At 29.5% G+C, this 19787-nt stretch carries 17 protein-coding genes; 8 read left to right on the forward strand and 9 right to left on the reverse strand.

Annotated elements, in window-relative coordinates; genetic code table 11:
- Positions 1-133: 133 nt before the first annotated feature.
- Together ACY2RX_RS11615 and ACY2RX_RS11620 are read left to right on the forward strand one after the other, a co-directional pair.
- Positions 134-2104, forward strand: coding sequence for an ATP-binding protein (locus ACY2RX_RS11615; protein WP_490104154.1), 1971 nt, complete (start codon positions 134-136; stop codon positions 2102-2104).
- Complete coding sequence (locus ACY2RX_RS11620) at positions 2094-2771, forward strand: response regulator transcription factor (RefSeq protein ID WP_490104155.1); 678 nt, start codon at positions 2094-2096, stop codon at positions 2769-2771. The genes ACY2RX_RS11615 and ACY2RX_RS11620 overlap by 11 nt, the downstream gene beginning before the upstream one ends.
- A 187-nt stretch (positions 2772-2958) precedes the next feature.
- Here the strand turns inward: ACY2RX_RS11620 and mgtE are convergent, their stop codons facing one another.
- The 5 genes from mgtE to ACY2RX_RS11645 form a co-directional block, all read right to left on the reverse strand.
- Positions 2959-4308, reverse strand: a complete 1350-nt coding sequence (mgtE, locus tag ACY2RX_RS11625; protein WP_490104156.1) for a magnesium transporter — start codon at positions 4306-4308, stop codon at positions 2959-2961.
- Positions 4298-5101, reverse strand: coding sequence for a 16S rRNA (adenine(1518)-N(6)/adenine(1519)-N(6))-dimethyltransferase RsmA (rsmA, locus tag ACY2RX_RS11630; RefSeq protein WP_490104157.1), 804 nt, complete (start codon positions 5099-5101; stop codon positions 4298-4300). Before rsmA ends, mgtE begins: the two co-directional genes overlap by 11 nt.
- A gap of 4 nt (positions 5102-5105) precedes the next feature.
- Positions 5106-6350, reverse strand: coding sequence for a DNA cytosine methyltransferase (locus ACY2RX_RS11635; protein ID WP_490104158.1), 1245 nt, complete (start codon positions 6348-6350; stop codon positions 5106-5108).
- 102 nt (positions 6351-6452) lie between these two features.
- On the reverse strand, positions 6453-6782 hold the full coding sequence (locus ACY2RX_RS11640) for a DUF4286 family protein (RefSeq protein WP_490104159.1): 330 nt from the start codon (positions 6780-6782) through the stop codon (positions 6453-6455).
- Between the two features lie 77 nt (positions 6783-6859).
- Positions 6860-8560: a tetratricopeptide repeat protein gene (locus ACY2RX_RS11645; RefSeq protein WP_490104160.1), complete on the reverse strand. Its 1701-nt coding sequence runs from the start codon at positions 8558-8560 to the stop codon at positions 6860-6862.
- A gap of 268 nt (positions 8561-8828) precedes the next feature.
- On the opposite strand from ACY2RX_RS11645, the gene ACY2RX_RS11650 reads away from it, so the two are divergent.
- The gene (locus ACY2RX_RS11650; protein WP_181858184.1) at positions 8829-8972 is read left to right on the forward strand and encodes a hypothetical protein; all 144 of its coding nucleotides are present in this window, start codon (positions 8829-8831) and stop codon (positions 8970-8972) included.
- 139 nt (positions 8973-9111) lie between these two features.
- Here ACY2RX_RS11650 and serS read toward each other — a convergent pair whose 3' ends face one another.
- Complete coding sequence (serS, locus tag ACY2RX_RS11655) at positions 9112-10386, reverse strand: serine--tRNA ligase (protein ID WP_490104161.1); 1275 nt, start codon at positions 10384-10386, stop codon at positions 9112-9114.
- A 58-nt stretch (positions 10387-10444) separates the two neighbouring features.
- Positions 10445-11377: a bifunctional riboflavin kinase/FAD synthetase gene (locus ACY2RX_RS11660; protein WP_490104162.1), complete on the reverse strand. Its 933-nt coding sequence runs from the start codon at positions 11375-11377 to the stop codon at positions 10445-10447.
- Between the two features lie 193 nt (positions 11378-11570).
- Here ACY2RX_RS11660 and ACY2RX_RS11665 point away from each other — a divergent pair, with 193 nt between their 5' ends.
- Together ACY2RX_RS11665 and ACY2RX_RS11670 are read left to right on the forward strand one after the other, a co-directional pair.
- Positions 11571-14285: a TonB-dependent receptor gene (locus tag ACY2RX_RS11665; protein WP_490104163.1), complete on the forward strand. Its 2715-nt coding sequence runs from the start codon at positions 11571-11573 to the stop codon at positions 14283-14285.
- Positions 14286-14302: 17 nt separating this feature from the next.
- The gene (locus tag ACY2RX_RS11670) at positions 14303-15907 is read left to right on the forward strand and encodes an SGNH/GDSL hydrolase family protein (RefSeq protein ID WP_490104164.1); all 1605 of its coding nucleotides are present in this window, start codon (positions 14303-14305) and stop codon (positions 15905-15907) included.
- A gap of 79 nt (positions 15908-15986) precedes the next feature.
- On the opposite strand, the gene ACY2RX_RS11675 is transcribed toward ACY2RX_RS11670, so the two are convergent.
- Positions 15987-17201, reverse strand: a complete 1215-nt coding sequence (locus tag ACY2RX_RS11675) for an aminotransferase class V-fold PLP-dependent enzyme (protein ID WP_490104165.1) — start codon at positions 17199-17201, stop codon at positions 15987-15989.
- Positions 17202-17300: 99 nt separating this feature from the next.
- Here ACY2RX_RS11675 and ACY2RX_RS11680 point away from each other — a divergent pair, with 99 nt between their 5' ends.
- Together ACY2RX_RS11680 and ACY2RX_RS11685 are read left to right on the forward strand one after the other, a co-directional pair.
- Positions 17301-18620, forward strand: coding sequence for a serine hydrolase domain-containing protein (locus ACY2RX_RS11680; protein WP_490104166.1), 1320 nt, complete (start codon positions 17301-17303; stop codon positions 18618-18620).
- A 106-nt stretch (positions 18621-18726) separates the two neighbouring features.
- Positions 18727-19035 (forward strand): hypothetical protein, encoded by a 309-nt coding sequence (locus tag ACY2RX_RS11685; RefSeq protein WP_490104167.1) that lies wholly within the window; start codon positions 18727-18729, stop codon positions 19033-19035.
- A 92-nt stretch (positions 19036-19127) separates the two neighbouring features.
- On the opposite strand, the gene ACY2RX_RS11690 is transcribed toward ACY2RX_RS11685, so the two are convergent.
- Positions 19128-19370 carry a hypothetical protein gene (locus tag ACY2RX_RS11690; RefSeq protein ID WP_490104168.1) on the reverse strand — a complete coding sequence of 81 codons (243 nt, stop codon included), beginning with the start codon at positions 19368-19370 and terminating at the stop codon, positions 19128-19130.
- Positions 19371-19635: 265 nt separating this feature from the next.
- On the opposite strand from ACY2RX_RS11690, the gene ACY2RX_RS11695 reads away from it, so the two are divergent.
- Entirely contained in the window at positions 19636-19776 is a 141-nt protein-coding gene (locus ACY2RX_RS11695) for a hypothetical protein (RefSeq protein ID WP_490104169.1), read from the forward strand.
- Positions 19777-19787 lie beyond the last annotated feature (11 nt).

The following is a 19787-nucleotide window of genomic DNA, read 5'->3' on the forward strand; positions in this document are numbered from 1 at the left end:
GAAGGAGATGATCTTAAAACAGGAGGAGAAGAAGGAGAAGAAGGAGAAGATCCAGATTAAAAAATAAGATTAATTTATTACTCATAAAAAAAGCCTTAGTCAATTTAAGGTTTTTTAATTTTAAAATAACCTTTTGAAAAAATCTTTTTTTCTTTTCTTTTTCTCTTTTTCAATTTCTTTTTTTTCTCAAAATACAATTCAAGAAAAGAAAGACACACTTCTTAAATATCTTAAAAAGATAAATAATAAAAAGTTACCACAAGAAGTAAAAGAATCTTATGCATTAAAAGCAGCTCTTTTATCAAAACCTTTAAATGATAGTTTAAAATTTGATGCAAATATTCAAATAGCCTTAATGTATTTTAGAAAAAAAAAATACGATTCTTTAAAAAAATATAGTTTTTTGGCGAAACAAAATGCAGAAACAATTAAAGATTTACATAAAATACAAAAAGTACATTTCTACATAGCAACCTATTATAAATATAAAGAAATACACGATAGTGCTTATTATCATTACAATAAATCTAAAAACCTTTTATTAATCCTTGGAGACACTGTTACTGCTGGAAGTAGGATGACGAATATTGTAGCTGTTCAATTGAAGGAGAATGATTTGTTAGGTTCAGAAATAACTATAATTAGGGCTATAAAATATTTAGAAAAGTCAAATTTGAACAGAATCAAAGCAAATTTATATAATTATTTAGGACTTGTATCTAAACGAAGAAATGAATTTAAAGAAGCGTTAAAATACTTTGATTTAAGTTTAAATTATTTAAGTAAGTGCAAGATTACTGATCTTGTAATTAAATCTGCATTAAATTATTATATTAATGTGAATTTAATACATCAACTTAAAAGAGAATATAAAAAAGCAAATGACATTGTAAAAAAAGGATTAAATAAATTTGATAGCATAGAAGAAAAGTTCCCCTTAAAATATGCTTTGCTTTTACAGAATAGAACTTTTAACAATTATCACTTAAACAATGAAAAAAACTTATTAAGCAACTATAATAAAGTTTTAGAGATAAGTAAAAAAGAAAAACATATAGGACTTTCTGTTAGTACAAATAATTTATTAGCTTACTATTTTAAAGACAAAGGGAACAAAGAAAAAGCGTTGTTTTATGCCAAAGAAGGTTTAAAGATATCTAAAGAAGCAAAAATAAACAATCGAACTTTAGATTTATTAAAGTTACTTTCTGATTTAACAAAAGGTAAAACTTCAAAAAAATATTTAAAAGAATATATTCAATTAAACGATAGTTTAAATGTTAAAGAAAGGTTGATGAAAAATCAATTTGCAAAAATTAGATATGAAACAGAAAAAAAAGAACTAGAAAATGCGAATTTAAAAACTGAAAATCAAAAAAAACAACTAGAATTAGAAAGCGAAGAACAACAAAAAACAATAGGTTGGCTAGTTGCTGGTGCTAGTATTTTATTTATTGGTTTTGGTGTAACTTTTGTTTCTAATAGAAGAAAAAAATTGTTGTATGAATCTAAATTACAACAGGTAGAAGCAAGAGAAAAAGAAAGGCAACAAATAGCAAAATCTTTGCACGATGAAGTTGCCGGAGATATAAGAATGCTGCACAAAAAATTAGCTCAAAATAAATTATTAGAAGAAGCAAAAGAGCTAGAAAGAGTTAAAGAGAATGTTAGAACATTGTCGCATAAATTAAGTAGTGTTTCTTTTAATGAGGTTTCTTTTAATAATCAAATAATAAATTTAGTTTCAGATTATTTTAATGCAGCGTTTTTAATTAAAATAAAAGAAATGAATACTGTTAAATGGAAAGAAATTAACAATTCTATAAAAAGAACTTTATTTTTATCTATTAGAGAAAGTATTCAAAATATAGATAAATATGCCAATGCAAAAAATGTGATTTTAAGTTTTAATGAAAACAAGAAGTCAATTATTTTAACGATTAAAGATGATGGAATAGGTTTTGATACTAAAGCTAATAAAACAGGAATTGGCTTAAAAAATATGAAAGAAAGAATTGAAGAAATTAATGGTGTTTTTTTAATAAAAAGTAACCCAGAAAACGGAACCAACATACATATAGAAATCCCTAAAAATGGAAACTAAAACAAGAATTTTAATAGTAGATGATCATCAATTAGTACTACAAGGCATACTTTGTTCTTTAAAAGAAGTTGGCGATTTTGATGTGGTAACCACAAATACTTGCGATGCAGCTTTTCAGCTGATAAAAAACCATCAAAAAACAAACCCTTTTCATCTATTATTTACCGATTTAAGTTTTGACAATACAACAGAAGACACTAATTTAGATGGTGGTGAAGAGTTGATTAAAGCGATTAAAAATAATGAAATTGACATAAAAATTGCTGTAATTACAGGCCATACAGAAACCAATAGAGTCTACAATGTTATTAGCAATTTAAACCCCAATGCATATTTATTAAAAAGCAAATGCGATGCTACAGAAATAGGTTTTGCTGTACAGAAGATGTTAGCTAACGACTATTATTATACACACGAAATTCATCAAAAAATAATGCGTAGAAATATTATTCAAATTCAAATGGATGATGTGGCTATTCAGATATTAAAAGAATTGCCAAATCAACCTAAAATAGCGAATCTAGAAGGAATTATAAAAAAAGGAGATGGTGTGCCTTTAAAGTTACGTTCTATAGAAACAAAATTAGGAAATTTACGCGCAGATTTAAATGCAAATAACAACACAGATTTGGTTCTAAAAGCAAAAGAATTAGGTATTATTGATTAATAATTTTCTTTTTGCGGAAACCCACATTTTAACTTTCGGTTTTTTACATACTTAACTAAAAGTACCATTGTATTTTTGACCTATAATTATTTAACCACAAAATTTAGGGAAGTAATTGCAGGTATAGTTAGGGGGATACCAAAATTAGAAAAAGAGAAAAACCTTTCTGAAAAATCAGAGAGGTTTTTTATATGCCTAAAATAAACTTAGCTATTAAGAAATAGAGTAAAATACCAAAAATATCATTAGAAGTTGTAATAAAAGGTCCTGTTGCAATTGCAGGGTCTATACCTCTTTTATTTAAAAATAAAGGTACAAATGTGCCAATTAAACCTGCCACTACAATTACTGCCACTAACGAAACAGAAACTGCTAAAGCTAAATCTATTTTACCTTTAATAATCCACACAAAAAGAAATAAAAAAACAGCTAGAATTACTCCGTTTAAAAGTGCTAAAAACATTTCTTTTAAAAGCCTTCTATTAATACTTCCTTTTACATCATCATTGGCTAAACCTTGCACAATAATTGCAGACGATTGTACACCAACATTACCTGCCATTGCCGCTATTAATGGCGTAAAAAAGAATAAAGCTGCATATTTAGCAAATACTCCGTGAAAACCTTCCATAATTAAAAAAGCTCCAATACCACCAACCAAGCCTAAAAACAACCAAGGTAATCTTGCACGGGTTAATTGTAAAATGCTATCATCAGAATCTACATCTTTGGTTAAACCTGCCGCCATTTGATAATCTTTGTCTGCTTCTTCTTTTAAAACATCTACAATGTCATCAATCGTAATTCTACCTAAAAGAACGTTGTTATCATCTACAACTGGTATAGCTTCTAAATCGTATTTTGCCATTATTTTTGCAACTTCTTCATCATCTTCATTTACATTTACAGCATCTACTTTAGATTTTGCTATGTCTGCTATTTTTTGGTCTGATTTTGCAATAATTAAATCTTTTAAAGACAATCTTCCCACCAATTTATCTTCTTTATTTACAACATAAATAGAATGCACTCTAGTTACATCTTTTGCTTGTCCTCTAATTCTACGCATACAACCAGCAACTGTCCAAGTTTCGTAAACTTTTACCAATTCTTTTGCCATTAAAGCACCAGCAGTATCTTCTTGGTAAGATAAAAGTTCTTTAATATCTGCTACAAGTTCATCATCTTCTAAAGCATTTATTACACGCTCTTGTCGTTCTTCAGAAAGTTCTCCAATAATGTCTGCAGCATCATCAGAATCCATTTCTTCTACTTCTTCTGCAATTTCTTTTGCCGATAAATTTTCTAAGATTTTTTCACGAGTATCATCATCTAATTCTGTTAAAATTTCTGATGTTTTTTCGCTATCTAAAAGTTTAATGATATAAACGGCTTCATCAAAATTAACTTCGTCTAAAACTTCGGCAACATCTGCATAATGTGTTTCTTTAAAAAGATTTGTTATTGCAGCATTATTGCTAGTATTAATAAGCTCTGTTAGGTTTTCTAGAAATTCTGAAGTGATTTTAAATGCCATTATCAGCCAGTTTTTGAGTGAGTTCTATAAAGGCAGCAACAGATAATTGTTCCGGTCTTTTAGCAAAGATAGGGTCTTCTTTTAAAGAATCCGAAAGATTGAATGATTTTAAACTGCTTCTTAACATTTTTCTTCGTTGATTAAAGGCGGTTTTTACCACTCTAAAAAATAGTTTTTCATCTACTGCAAGAGTATAGTTTTCTTTTCTGATGCATCTAATTACGCCAGAATCTACTTTTGGTGGCGGATTAAAAACTGTTGGCGGAACTGTAAATAAATACTCAACATTGTAAAAAGCTTGAGTTAAAACTGATAGAATTCCGTAAACTTTAGAGCCTTCTTTTTCTGCAATTCTTAAAGCAACTTCTTTTTGAAACATTCCAGAAAACTCTGGAACAAACGCTCTATTTTCTATGGCTTTAAAAACTATTTGACTAGAAATATTGTAAGGAAAATTGCCAATAATGGCTACTTGTTTTTCTTTAAAAAAATCTTGAATGTTTTTCTTTAAAAAATCGCCTTCTATAATCTGAAACTTTTCTTTTGATGTATTTAGATTGATGTACTCTTTTTTAAAACTATCATTTAAATACATCACAGATTCTGAGTCTAATTCTAAAACGGTTACTTTTGACTTTTTTTGTAATAAATATTTTGTGAGAACTCCCATTCCTGGGCCAATTTCTAAAACATCATTATAACCGTTTTCGGTTAAAGAATCTGCAATTTTTCTTGCAATATTTTTATCCTTTAAAAAATGCTGACCTAAATGTTTTTTTGCTTTTACAGACACAATATTATTTTTTAGTTATTGTTTGTTTTATTGCCAAACCAATAGCTTTTGCAAGTAATGGCGGAACAGCATTTCCTATTTGAACCATTTGCTTTCCTTTGGCTCCTTTAAAAATAAAACTGTCAGGAAAAGATTGCAATCTGGCCATTTCTCTAACCGTAATTACTCTAGGTTCTATGGGATGAATATTTACGCCTCCATGATTTTCTTTAATGGTACAACTGGCTTCGTTCCAAGGGCATTTTTTCCAAGAGTCTGAATAATTATCGTACAAACTTTTACCTTCTGGCACTTGTGATAATCGTTTTTTCATAGCATCACTATGTTTGGTTCTAACGTGGTTAAACTCTTTGTTGTCTTCTAATTTTATAAGATCTTCTATGGCTTCTTTGGTGGTTATATAAGAACCTGGTTCTAATAAAGGTGATGGATGATAATTTTTTTTATCAATTCTATTGGCAATAAAAATAATTCTTTCTCTTTTTTGAGGCACAAAATAATCAGCAGAATTTAATACAGTAGCATTTACTTTGTAACCTAATTTTTTAATGTCCTTTTTTATTTTATCTTCTACTTTACCTTGTAACATAGAACGTAGACCTTTTACATTTTCTGCCACAATAAATTTAGGTTGTAATTCTTTGATGATTTCTAACATATCTTTGTAAAGAGAATTTCTTTCGTCTTCTACAATTCTGTTGCCAGACATACTAAAACCTTGGCAAGGAAATCCGCCAGATAAAACCGTTAAAGGTTTGCCTTTTAAAGCTTTTTTTACGGTTGATATAAAAGATTTTTTTACTTCTTTATCTTTTATATCTCCATTAATAAAAGGGTGTTTAAAGTTATGATTATAAGTTAACCCCGCTTCTTTAAACCAATCTAAACCACAAATTTGATGAAAGCCAGCCATTTCAAAACCTTTAGCCATACCACCAGCGCCACAAAATAAATCTGCAGAAGTAAACGCTGTTTTTTTAGGATTGTCCCATTCTTCAGAAATGTCTATCCAATTAACAAGGTCTGTTTTAGATGATTTTCGCAGGTTGTTTTTTACAACTTCTTCTTTTTTCTTATAAGAAGATTGATTTAAAAAATGTTGTAAATCACTTTTTTCAATTCTGTAAACGCCACCAATTTTATTAGACTTTAATTTCCCTGAATGAATATATCTACGAACTGATTTTTGTGAAATGTTTAGTTTGTTTGCAACATCTTCAATTCTTAACATTTGAATGTTGTTGTCCATATTTGTCTAGATTTGTCTAAAGATAATGAAGTTCTTGTTTTAGAGTTATAGAAATCAGAGATTAAATTTAGTATCTTGTTTTTATAAATTAATTCTTAATGATTAATTCCCAACACTAGTAGGATAAAACTCTTTTATCACCTTTAATTCTGTTCTAAAAGCTAACATTTTATCGCCGAATTTTTTTAATCCTTCAACTCTTAAATTTTCTGCATCTTCTTTGTAATAATCTTCTAAATCTTCTCTGGTGTTTGCAGTGTATTGTACAGAATAAGTTTTGCCTCCCATTTCTTCATCAACCAAAACTTCGGTAAATTTTGCAGAAAGAAATTTACCTGTATTTAATACCTTTAGAATGTGAGTTTCCATCCAAGTGAGCCATTCATTATGAACAGCATCATCTATATTTATTGTTACGTTGTATATGTACATTTTGCTAGTATTTAGGTTTTAGTGGTTGGTAAATAGTTAGCGTTTTAAATTAAAACCTAACAACTATTTATTAATTCCTATAAGTTATCTCCTCTAATTTTTCGATATTTTTTTCTAGCATCTACCAAGTAAATACTAGAAGAATAATCAAAAATAATCTTTTGATAGTATTCTGATGCTTTTTCTGGGTTGTTTATTTGATGATAGTACAATTCTGCCAATTCATAATACGCATCATCAATTAAAATTCCTTCAGGATTTAATGCAATCACTTTTTCGAAATTTGAAATTGCTTTTTCAAATTCTTTTTGTTTGATGTACAATTTTGCTTGTTTAAACAACGCTTCGTCTTCAATAGGTTGTCCTTTAAAGTTTTTATTGATGATACTCAGCGTGTCAATAGCTGGTTGTGTTTTGTTTTGAAAAGCCAACAATTCTGCGTTGGCAAATTCTTTTAATCCAGACGGAATAGAATCTACAGGTTCATTATCTACAATTTTTAAATAGAGTTCAAGTGCATCATTGGCAATAAGTTGTGTTGTAGAACCTTTTAAGACTTTTAGTTGTGCTTTAGCCCAAGTAAAATCGCCTTTAAAATAGCTAGTTTGTGCCACTTTAAAACGTGCTTGTTGCGCTAATTCATCACCTTTTAATTGTGTTTGAATTTGAGAAAAATAGATTAAACCCTTATTATATTTTCCTGTAAAAACTAAAATATCTCCCAATTGTAATTTAATTCTTGCTTTGTCGTATTTTGAGCGAGAAAAGGTCAATGCTTTTTCTAAAACTTGTTTTGCTTGTTTGGGTTTATTTTGCTTAAAAGTTAAAAAATTGGCATATTCTACTTGTAGTTTTAAGGTTAAAGTGTTTTTGCCAAATTCTTTAAATAAAGACTGAAAGAGTTGCTCAGTTTCTAGATTATTAGTTGCAATTGCAATTTTTGTGATGTATAAAAAAGCATCAATTTTTTCTTCGTTTAAAGTTGAGTTTTGTGTGATAAACTCAAAAGATTCTTTTGCGGCATCAAAACTTTTATTTTCAAAAGCAATTTTTCCTAAACTAAAAATAGCCGCTAAATCTTCTAGTTTTCGTTTGTACAATGCTTTTTCTTGAATCAATGCTTTTCTATAATCTTTTTGTTGTGTAAACAACCAGCTTAATAAAACATTCCAAACATCTTTAGGGTTACTAGCAGACTTTTTTAGCAAGCTTTTTCTGAATAAAATATTGGCTTCATTTTGGGCATCATCTGTAATATATCTGCTGGCATATCTTTGTACTAAACTGAAATAGTTACTGTTTTTATCAACCAAATCAATGTAAGATTCAAACATTTTTTTAAAGTCGCCTTTTTCTCCATAAATCTGTGCAATTTGAAAGCTGTAATTGGCATTTTCGTTTTTAGCCATTGTTTTTTTAAAGGCTAAAATTGCGTTGTCTAAAAGGTTGTAATCTTTAAAAGTACGAGCAATAATTCCGCCATAAGAAGCATTTTTATCAATAGAATTTAAAGCCAAGGTATAATTCTTTTTGGCGAACTCAATCTTTTGCTGACGTTGGTAATTATAGCCTAAATACACATAAAAAAAACCTTGTTGTGGGTTCTTTTTTATTTTTGATTTTAATAATTTTTCTGCTTCTAAAAATTTTTCTGTTTCTTGATAACAAGAAATCAATCGCCTTAAATAAGAGGTGTTAAAAGGGCTTTTGGCGTACAATTTTTTAAAAACCTGAGTTGCTTTTTCATATTCACCTTCTCTGTAATAACTTTCGCCCAAAAAATAATCGTTTTGAGCAAAGCTAATACTACTAATAGTAAGGAAAAAAAAGAGGAAAAAATTTTTCAAGAAAAAAATTACTGTTAATATATCTTTTAGTTTAATAAAATAATCACACAAAAATACTTCTGTGAGGGTTTTATACGTTTTCAAAGATAATCAACAAAAATGTTAAATTTTTATTAAACCCATCTATTTTTAAATCTTGTTTTGTAACATTTTGGCATAGAAATTGTATATACTATAAATGAACTAACAATTTAAGATGATGAAAGACCTAACTAAACAATACGAAATTGCAAAACAAAACTCAATCGAGTTTATGAAAAACGGACAAATTAGTGCTTACTTTAATGCGCTTTTAGAGATGAACAGATATAAAAGATTAATGGTTGCTGTGGTTGCAAACTAATAGCCCTTTTGTCTTTTAGACATTTCCCAAAAGAAGAAAGTTTCTAATTTTTCTCTTAAAATTTGTGTTTTAAAGTTTGATTAAAACTAGAAATTTAAGTACTGTAAACTGTGACTTCACACTTCATTCTTCTGTCTTCCTACTTAATCATATCAAACCCGCAATAAGGTACCAAAACATCTGGTATTTTTATTCCGTTTTCTGTTTGATAATTCTCTAAAATTCCGGCTAAAACACGAGGTAAAGCTAAAGAGCTTCCGTTTAATGTGTGCGCTAATTCGCTTTTTCCTTCTTTATTTTTAAAACGTAATTTTAATCTATTTGCCTGAAAAGTTTCAAAGTTTGATGCAGAACTTATTTCTAACCATCTGTCTTGTGCTGTAGAAAACACTTCAAAATCGAAGGTTAAAGCTGCTGTAAAACCAGTATCGCCACCACACAAACGTAAAATTCTATAAGGTAATTTTAATTCTCTTAAAATATTTTTAATATGCTCTACCATATCATTTAAAGCATTGTAAGAATTCTCTGGATGTTCAATTCGTACAATTTCTACTTTATCAAATTGATGTAATCTGTTTAAACCACGAACGTGCGCACCATAACTACCTGCTTCTCTTCTAAAACAAGGTGTGTAACCAGTTGCAGTTATTGGAAAATCTGACTCTTGCATTAAATTACCACGAAACATATTGGTAATTGGCACCTCAGCAGTCGGAATCAAATACAAATCGTCTTCAGTTGCGTGATACATTTGTCCGTCTTTATCTGGCAATTGCCCAGTTGCAGTCGCAGAAGCTTCATTAACTAAATGAGGAACTTGATATTCTTTATAACCAGCCTCAACATTTTTATCAATAAAATAATTGATTAATGCACGCTGTAATCTGGCACCTTTTCCTTTATACACAGGAAAACCAGCACCCGTAATTTTGTTTCCTAATTCAAAATCGATGATGTCGTATTTTTTTGCTAATTCCCAATGAGATAATGCATTTTTGCCTAAATTAGGAATAATACCTTCGCTAAAAATTTTCTCATTATCTTCTTCAGAATTCCCAGCTTTTACAGAAGTGTGAGGAATATTAGGAATTTGATATAAAAGGTTCTGTAACTCATTGGCAAAACCAGTTAAATTCTCTGCAAGTTCTTTTGATTTTGTTTTTAACTGACCCGTTTTTTCTTTTAAAATGTTTGCTTTTTGGACTTCTCCTGATTTAAAAAAACTTCCTATTTCTTTCGATAATTTATTAGATTCTGCCAAAGTATTATCTAACTCAACTTGCGTTTTTCTTCTATTTTCATCGGCAGTTAAAACTTGCTCAAGAATAGTTTCTGCGTTCGCAAAATTACGTTTTGCCAATCCTGCTAAAACAGTTTCCTTATTTTCTCTAATAAATTGTACTTGTAACATTTTCTATGCTTTTAAAGCAGCAAAGATACAGTAAGCTTAAGACTTAAACAATGTAGATTTATAGATTGTTTTTTATATAATCTCTTGCCGTTTTTTCGTCTTTTTTTATTTGATGAATTAAGGCATCAATTGAGTCAAATTTTTGTTCATCACGTAAAAAATAAAGCAATTCAATGGTTAAGTTTTTACCATATAAATTTTGATTAAAATCAAAAAAATGTACTTCAATGGTTTGATGATTTCCGTCTACAGTTGGTCTACTTCCAATATTCATCATTCCAAAAATAGTTTTTTTATCAATGGTAGATTTTATTACATAAACCCCTGTTTTCGGAATTAATTTATAGCTTTCTTTAACATCAATATTTGCAGTAGGAAACCCAATTTTACCACCTAATTGTTTTCCGTTTATAACAGTTCCTGTTAGCATAAAATTATACCCTAAATAATTGTTGGCAGTTTTTAAATTTCCGGTTGCTAAAGCGCGTCTAATTTTTGTAGAACTTACTGAAACGTCATCTATATCTTGCGCAGGAATTTCTTCAACCGTAAAATCAAATAAATGGCTGTATTCTGTTAATTGAACAATATTACCTTCTCTATTTTTGCCAAAATGATGATCGTAACCAATAATTAATTTAGAAATATTGAGTTGATTTACCAATACATTTCTAACAAACTCTAAGGCTGTCATTCTAGAAAATTCTTTACTAAAAGGATGAATAATTAAGTAGTCTAAACCTGTTTTTTTTAGCAGCGCTGTTTTTTCTTTAATAGTGTTGATTAACTCAATAGCACTGTCTTTTTGTAACACCATTCTTGGATGAGGGAAAAAAGTAAGTAATACCGATTTTTTATGCGCTTTTTTAGCTTCTAAAACCAATTTTTCAATAATTTTTTGATGTCCAAAATGAACACCATCAAAAGTACCAATGGTAACAAAAGTTTTTTCTTTGGATGAAAAGGTAGAAATATTTTGAAGTGTAATCAACAAAAAAGAATTTAAAAACACAAATGTACAATATCTAATCATTAAAAATAAACATCAAATTATGAGTTTAAAACTTTTTTATAATGATACAAAAAGGATCAAACTTTTTAGAAAAACATAAATTTATGGTGATAACAATAGGAAATTCAAAAAAAATTGTATTTTGCAAATTAGTTAACAAATAATTCAAATTATGATAAAAAAGATTTTACTTCTAGCGTTTATAGCTTTTGGTAGCTTATCAATGGTTGGGCAAACCACTGTTACTGGTACAGTTAAAGACGCAAAAACAGGAGAAACAATTCCTGGAGCAAACGTTAAAGTTGCAAGAAAAGCTCTTGGAACAAACACAGATTTTGATGGGAATTTTGTGTTAAAAGTTGCAGATAACCCTCCTTTCACTTTAGAAATTTCATTAATTGGGTACAAACCTGAAAAAGTTGAGATTACAAAAAACAATCAAAAAATTGAGGTTAATCTTACAGAAAATGAAACTTCTTTAGATGAAATAGTTGTTTCTGCATCTAGAACTCCAGAGCGTGTTATGGAATCTCCTGTAACTATAGAAAGGTTAGATGCTAGAGCTATAAAAAACACTTCCTCTCCTTCATTTTATGATGGTTTAGAAAATTTAAAAGGGGTAGATATTAATGCAGGTGGGTTTACATTTAAAACTGTAAATACTCGTGGATTTGCCACTTTTGGTAATGAGCGTTTTATACAATTAGTAGATGGTATGGATAATGCATCTCCTGCATTAAACTTTGCTATTGGTAATTTATTAGGAATGTCTGATTTAGATGTTAAAAGTGTTGAAATTTTACCTGGTGCTGCTTCTGCTTTATATGGAGCAAATGCTTTTAATGGTATTATGTTAATGGAAAGTAAAAGTCCTTTTGATGACCAAGGAATTAGCGTTATGTTTAAGTCTGGTATGACCAAACAACAAGCCGCTGGCAACAATCCTTTTTACGACACAAGTATTCGTATGGCATATGCTTTTTCCGATTATTTTGCAGCCAAAGCAACGCTTTCTTATTTAAAAGGAGAAGAATGGCACGCTACAGATTATAGAAATTCATCTGCTATTGGAGGAACATATTTACCTGGAGATAGAAATACGAGAAATGATTATAACGGAGTAAACATATATGGAGATGAAGTTGTTGTTGATCTAGGTGGTGCAATTGGTAGAGTAAGTAGAGATGGTTATAGAGATATAGATTTAATGACTAACGAAGCTAAAAGTGTAAAATTCGGAGGGTCATTAAATTATAGACCTTTGGGTAATGATCGTTTAGAAATTATTTGGAATACAAAATACGGTGTTGGTAATACAATATACCAAGGTCAAAACAGATATAATATTCAAAACTTCTTTATGGAGCAACATAAATTAGAATTTAAAGGGAAAAACTTTTATGTAAGAGGTTATTATACAGGCGAAGACGCAGGAGATTCTTACGATACCCGTTTTGCGGCAATTAATATTAATAGCAAATGGAAATCTAACCAAAAGTGGTTTGGAGAATATGCTGCTGGATATCTTATGAGTGGATCTCATCAGTTTGCAAGAAACTTTGTTAATAAAGATTTAGCAAATGGAGGTAAAAACCCTAGACCAGAAGTAGGTACAGCTAGATTTAATGAACTTTTTAACGAAGTAGTTTCAGATCCAGATGTAACAAAAGGAGCTAAATTTAAAGACAACACCAGTTATTATCATGCAGATGGTAATTTAAATTTAAGAGATTATATAGATTGGGCAGAAGTTCAAGTAGGAGGTTCTTACAGACAATATAATTTAAATTCTTTTGGTACAATTTATACCGATGGAAATTCTCCAATAACTTTTGATGAGTTTGGTGTTTACTCTCAAGTTCAAAAGAAATTTTTAGACGATAGGTTAAAATTTACAGGATCTGTACGTTATGATAAATCACAAAACTTTGATGGTAACTTCTCTCCAAGAGTTTCTTTAGCCTATGCAGCTGGTGAAGATAAAAATCAAAACTTTAGAGCCTCTTTTCAAACAGGTTTTAGAAACCCTACAACACAAGATCAATATATAGGTTTAGGAACAGGTGCTGGTTTTATTCTAGGAACAGCACCCGATAATTTAGATAGGTTTTCTACCGTTGTTACAAACTCTGCCAATAAAAGTTTTACCATAACAGGAAACGATGCTTTTACTAGAGGGTATTCTGCTAGCTCTATTACAGAAGGAAAGCCTACATTAGTTAAAACCGCTTTTGTAAAACCAGAAAAAGTTACAGCTTTTGAAGTAGGATATCGTGGAATTATACCAGTTGGCGATAATAGATTATCTATAGATTTAAGTTCTTACTATAACAATTACGAAAACTTTATTGCCAATAAAGATGTGGTTGTTTTGCTAGATAAAACTACAAGTCCAACAGTTAGCAATTTAATGAATAGAGATTTAATAACAACATTTAGTGTTAAAACCAACTCTGCAGTAGATGTAAAATCTTATGGTGTTGGTTTAGGAGTAAATACAAAAATCTTAGATGGTTTTAACTTAGGAGTAAATTACACATGGTCTAAATTTGATTTTGATGAATCTCAAGATAAAGATTTTGAGGCTGGTTTTAATACGCCAGAACACAAAGTAAAATTACAATTTGGTAAAACAGATTTGTTTGAAAATTTTGGATTTAATGTAAACGTGCGTTGGCAAAATGATTTCTACTGGCAATCAAGCTTCTTAGAAGGTACTGTAGATGCAAGAACAGTTTTAGATGCACAAATAAACTATGCGATCCCTTCTATAAAATCGGTATTTAAACTAGGAGGAGCTAACCTTACAGGTAAAGAATACTTAAGCGCACCTGGTGTTGGTGCTATTGGCTCTCAGTACTATTTATCTTGGACAATTAATAATTAAAAAAACGATATTATCTTATGAAAAATTATAAATATATAGGATTACTTCTTTTATCTATTGGTTTTATGTCATGTGATGTAAATAATGATTTAGCTCCAATAGAAGAAGCGGTTTTACCAGAAGTAAAATTAAATGTAGGTGATAAATTAGATTTCTCTAAATATGTAGCAGTAGGAGCTTCTTTTACTGCAGGTTTTACAGACAATGCTTTGTTTAAAGCATCACAAGAAAATTCTTTTCCAAATATTTTAGCAGGTAAGTTTAAAATGGCAAATGGAGGTGATTTTAACCAGCCTTTAATGAATGATAATATTGGAGGTTTACTATTTGCTGGCAATGTGATACAAGGACCTAGATTATATTTTAACGGTAAAGGACCTGTTCCTTTAAGTGCAACTCCAACAACTGAAGTTACTAAAAAAGTTTCTGGCAGTTTAAATAATTTTGGAGTTCCTGGTGCAAAAAGCTTTCACTTTTTGGCGGAAGGTTATGGTAACCCAGCAGGAGTTCCAGTTAAGAAAGCAAATCCGTATTATGCAAGAATGGCTTCAAGTGGTACAGCTACAGTTTTAGGTGATGCTATGGCACAAAGTCCAACATTTTTTACTTTAAGCGAAATAGGAGGAAATGATGTTTTAGGTTTTGCAACAAATGGAGGATATAATCCAGAGCAAAAAGCTACTCCTTTTTCACCAGCTGTTCCAGCTTCTAATGCTATTTATCAATCAGATAATATGGTTAGTCCAGCAGATTATGGAGCAAATGATATTACAAATGCAGATGTGTTTAAAAAAGCATTTACAACTATGGTGGCAACTCTTACTTCTAAAGGAGCAAAAGGAGTTGTTGCAAACGTTCCTTATATTACTTCTTTAGCACACTTTACTACAGTACCTTACAATCCAGTTCCTATGGATGATGCAACTGCAGGATTAGTTAATGGGGCTTATGCAAAGTATAATGGAGGAATTAAACAGGCTTTTGCAGGTTTAGTACAATTAAAATTAATGACACAAGCTCAGGCAGATGCAGAAATTGCAAAAAGAACTATAAAGTTTGCTGCCGGACAAAATGCTGTTGTAATTATTGATGAAAATTTAACTGATTTAGAAAAATTAAATCCAGCTTTTAAAGGATTAAAACAATTTAGACAAGCAACTAAAGATGATTTATTAGTACTAACAAGTTCTTCTTTTATAGGTACTCTAGCAGACCCTAAAAACCCTTTAAGTATTAATGGTGTTGCTGTTGCATTAGCAGATAAATGGGTGTTAACACCAGAAGAGCAAGCTAATATTAAAAAAGCAACAGATGCTTATAATACTGTTATTGATGAAGTTGTTGCTGCGAATCCTAATATTGCTTTGGTAGATTTTAAAGGGATTTTAACAGAAGCTTCTTCTGGAATTATGTTTGATGAGTATAATATGAATACTAAATTGGTAACTGGTGGTTTAATAAGTTTAGACGGTGTTCACTTAACTGCAAGAGGTTATGCTCTTTTAGCGAATAAAATTTTAGAAGCTATTGATACAAAATTTAAGTCTAATTTTACTAAAGCTACAAAAGGTTTAGCAAAAGCAAAAGACTACCCAACAAACTATTCTCCTCTATTAAAATAAGAGAATATCTTTTAGTTTATTATAAAAAAAGGTTGAGTTTTATACTCAACCTTTTTTGTTTTAAATTTGTTAAAAAGGATTATGAAAGCATCATAGTTGCTCTTTTCACACCAGCTACAAAAACATCAATTTCTTCTTTGGTATTATAAAAAGAAAAAGAAGCCCTAATTGTTCCTGGTATTTTGTAAAAATCCATAATAGGTTGTGCGCAATGGTGCCCTGTTCTTACAGCAATTCCTAATTTATCTAAAATTGAACCAATATCATAAGGATGAATTCCATCAATATTAAAAGAAATAACTGCTGTTTTATTAGATGTTGTTCCGTAGATTTTTAAATTTTCTATCTTTAATAATTCTTGAGTTGCATATTCTAAAAGGTCGTTTTCATAAGAAGCAATGTTATTAAAACCAATAGAATTCATATAGTCTATTGCTTTACCAAATGCAATTCCTCCACAAATATTTGGAGTTCCTGCTTCAAATTTATGAGGTAAACCTGCATAAGTGGTTTTATTAAAAGTTACGGTTTCTATCATTTCTCCTCCTCCTTGATATGGAGGTAATTTTTGCAACCATTCTTGCTTTCCGTACAACAGTCCAACTCCTGTTGGCCCACATAACTTATGAGCAGAAGCTACATAAAAATCAACATTTAAAGCTTGTACATCTGGTTTTATATGTGGCGTTGCTTGCGCTCCATCAATTAAAACAGCGGCGTTTACTTTATGTGCAGCTTCAATAATTTTTTCAATCGGATTTATAGTTCCAAGAGCATTAGAAACGTGATTACAAAACACCAATTTTGTGTTCTTATTTAGCAAATTATGATAAACTTCCATATCTAAAGAACCATCTAATTTCATTGGAATTACTTTTAAAATAGCCCCAGTTTTTTCGCATAACATTTGCCAAGGCACAATATTAGAATGATGTTCTAAAGCAGAAACAATAATTTCATCACCTTTATTTAAAAGTGATGCAAAACCAGATGCAACCATATTTATACTATGTGTTGTGCCAGAAGTTAAAATGATTTCATAAGTATGTTTTGCATTAAAATGTTGTTGAATTTTAATTCTTGCTTCTTCGTATTTATCTGTTGCTTCTTGACTTAAAGTATGTACACCTCTGTGAATATTTGCGTTGTAATGGGTGTAATAATCTACAATAGCATCTATAACTATTTGAGGGGTTTGCGAAGTTGCAGCATTATCAAAATATACTAAAGGTTTTCCGTGAACTGTTCTTTTAAGAATAGGGAAATCTTCTCGAATTTTATCAACATTTATCATTCAAATTAATTTAAAACACAAATATAAACCTTGATTTTTTAAACTTGTAAAAAAGGCAATATGTTTTTCTTATTTTTACATTACTAAATCTTCTTTTAAATGAAATTTTTTAAACGAATTTTGTTGTTGCTACTAGTTTTAATCGCAATAACAGTAATTTATAATTATCCGAAATTGAATATTTTATCTGGTTATTCTGCCAAAAATACAGCATCTTCAGTTTTTGTAGCCAATAGAACCTTAGCGTTTACAGATGCAACTGATAATAATTTTTCTCCTGTTAGTTTAGCCTCAGATAAAGTTGATTTAAAGAAGAAAATTGCAACTTCATCCGCTTTTGGTTTATTAACCAGAAAAGCAATAATTAGAGAAGGTTTAGGTAGTGTTTTAACGTTAACAGAAGCAGATGAAACAGCTAGTTATTTATCGCCAAAAAGATTAAAACCAGATAATGTAACGCCATTTCCTTACGGAAATGGAGAACAAAAAGATGCTGTTTTTAGTAATATAGATTATGAGAATTTAAATATTGCTATTGATACTTTATTCCAAGAAAAGAATTTAACAAGAGCTGTTTTAGTAATTTATAAAGACCAAATTATTGCCGAAAAATATGCAAATGGTTTTACAAAAAACTCTAAATTTTTGGGCTGGTCTATGACTAAAAGCATATTAAGTACCGTTTTTGGAATTTTGCAACATCAAGGAAAATTGAATGTAAATGATAAAGCACCAATTGAGTCGTGGCAAGATGATGAACGTAAAAATATTACCATCAATAATTTATTACAAATGAATTCTGGTTTAGAATGGGATGAAAATTATGATGAAATCTCAGATGCTACAAAAATGCTTTTTTTAGAGAGAGATATGACCAAGATGCAAGAAAATAAACCTTTGGTTGGTAAACCCAATGAAACCTTTAATTACTCTTCTGGAACTACCAATTTATTGTCAGGAATTTTAAGAAAGCAATTTAATACACATCAAAAATATTTAGATTTTTGGTATACCCATTTTATAGACAAAATAGGAATGAACTCTATGGTCTTAGAAGCAGATTTAAGCGGAAATTATGTAGGTTCTTCTTATTCTTGGGCAACTGTTAGAGATTGGGCAAAATTTGGTTTATTATATCTTTATAATGGAAATTGGAATGGAGAGGAATTATTCACTAAAGATTGGGTAGATTATGTAACCACTCCAACACCAACTTCTAACGGAACTTATGGAGCTCAATTTTGGCTGAATGCAGAAAAGCAATTTAAAGATGTATCTACAACTATGTTTTATGCTGATGGTTATCAAGGACAAAGAGTCTATATTTTTCCTGATAAAGAAATGGTAATTGTACGTTTTGGTTTAAAAAACTTTGATGAAAATAAGTTTTTAAAAAGGGTGCATTCTTCAATTAAATAAATTTTTTTTAAAAGTGTAGGGTTTTTTTAATGATACAGGTTTTATTATAGAATAAGGTTTATCTTGCATTAAAGAAAATAACCCAAGAGTGAAAAAAAAATCAAAAATGAAAATACTTAAAATAATATTAATTGGGTTGTTGCTTGTAAGTTGTTCTTCAGCAAAAAATTGGAAAAAAACAACAGGAATAATAGTTGAAAGTGGAAAATCACCTGATGGAAGTTTTGCTTATACCATTTCTTATGAAATTATTCCTTTTGTAAATAAAGATGGTAAATTAAATAAAGGGCCATTAATTCAACATATATTTGGTCTTAATAAGAAGGCTATAAAAGGGCAAAAAATAAAATTGCGTTATTTAAAAGAAGAACCACTTTTTTATGAATTGTTAGAAAATATTAAGTATACTAAATAACTAGTACATAAAGATTTTAAAAATATAAGACTGTACTATTGATAGAAATTAACAAAGTTTAAAATACAATTTAGCAAATAATAACACAACTATTATTTTAGTTTAATCACTATTTCTTGTAATGATGAAAAACAAGCAACACTTAAAGAAAACAAAAAAACAAGATTAAAAAAAGCCACACGTTTAGCAACAAAAAACACTTCTAGTACTCCAAGTACAACAGATGATGATTCTGATGATTCTTTTATCAATTCTGATGATTTTTCTTGTTTTAAAGTAGGATTTCCTATTACAGTTGTTTCTGCAACAAAAGGAGATATCACTATAAATAACAATGATGATTTAGATCATTATTTTGCAGGTTTAAAAGCAACTGAAAACCCTAATTTTAAATTCCCTATTAACATTGTTTACGAAGACGGAACAAAATTAGCCATCCTTAATTTAAATGAATTAGAAAAAGCTTTTGACGACTGTTTTTATTCAGACAATAACGAAGATGTTAATATCTGTTTTGATATTAAATATCCAATTAATGTAACAAAAGAAAGTGATGCAAGTACAGATACAAAAGAAGTTACTATAGAAAGCGATGAAGCTTTGTTTACTTTTGTAGATAAACTAACAGAAGAAGAATTTTTTAATTTCAAATACCCATTAACTGTAATTTTAGACGATAAATCTGAAAAAGAAATAACAAGTGATGATGATTTTATACAACTTGTAGAATCATGTAATTAAATAAAGCCTTT

It is taken from the genome of Polaribacter sp. 2405UD43-2 (genome assembly GCF_058147125.1).